Source organism: Winogradskyella rapida, assembly GCF_042675845.1.
In the GTDB taxonomy this organism is placed as follows: Bacteria; Bacteroidota; Bacteroidia; order Flavobacteriales; family Flavobacteriaceae; genus Winogradskyella; species Winogradskyella rapida.
The window spans coordinates 1-1009 of the sequence record NZ_JBHTKM010000026.1 but is presented as its reverse complement, the minus strand read 5'-3'; the positions used below and the strand labels follow the sequence as shown (position 1 = coordinate 1009).

Here is a 1009-nt window from a genome sequence, read left to right as displayed (position 1 = left end):
AACGTGTTTGTGTATGGTTAGTTGCGTGGTTAAGCGACTAAGTTAACAAACATTTACGAACCCGTGAAAATTCCGCAGGAATATTCCAGATGAGTACTTACAAAGCAATTAATTATACACGGTGTTGTAAACAGTTTTTTAATAATATTCATACAAAATAGTACTATCAGCTGATTGGTTTGAGCTTATTGTTATTTGTGTTGGTAAGTCAGAAGAATTAAATTCAGTTGTATAATCATATTGGAATTCAGATTGGATTCCGCCTGTCGCAAAATATGTTGTAACCTCTTTACTTATAAGATTCTTATTAACTATTAAAAATCCGAGTGCAGGATTTGTCAAATACCTAATTTCAGTCAGATTAGAACCGAAGAAAGCAGATTTGCCATTGTCAAATTCAGATACGTCTATTTGCACTAGTGTTTGTCCATTGTCATCGCTATAAGTTGTTGTATACGAGTTTCCATTTCCGTCAAATTCATAACAAATTTGCTGAAAAGAATTACATTCAATATCAAAGCAACGATTTAAGCAACTAAAAGCTCCATTTTCATAGAAATAGTCTCCTCTTTCAATGATTTCATTGTTATTTTCATTGTCAATTCTTATTTCACTAATTAATTCATTCGAAGCGTTGTAGTTAAAATTGACAGTTTGAACAACTTGGTCATTACTCAATAAAATGCTTTCTATATATTCAATGCTTCCTTGGTTGTTATAGTAGAATTTATCCTTTCTGTCTCCAGCAAAATAGTTGTAAAAATAGATTTCATTGATTGTATTATTATCATTGTAATTAAATTCATAAATATATGGTGTTGAAGTATTCTGGATTTCCATTCTTTCCAGCAGTCCAGATGATTCAGGTTCTTGTTCATTTGAGTCATCCGAAGAACAAGACACAATTAAAATTCCGATTAAAATTATTACTGTTTTTGTTAATTTTTTCATTCGTAATATTTGGTTTTAAATTGTTTACAACGTGTTTGTGTATGGTTAGTTGCGTGGT

The 1009-nt window shown here is 30.6% G+C and carries 1 protein-coding gene; it reads right to left on the bottom strand.

Features of this window, described 5'->3' with window-relative positions:
• Positions 1-138: 138 nt before the first annotated feature.
• Positions 139-951: a hypothetical protein gene (locus ACFQ13_RS05940; protein WP_386115152.1), complete on the bottom strand. Its 813-nt coding sequence runs from the start codon at positions 949-951 to the stop codon at positions 139-141.
• Positions 952-1009: the final 58 nt, after the last annotated feature.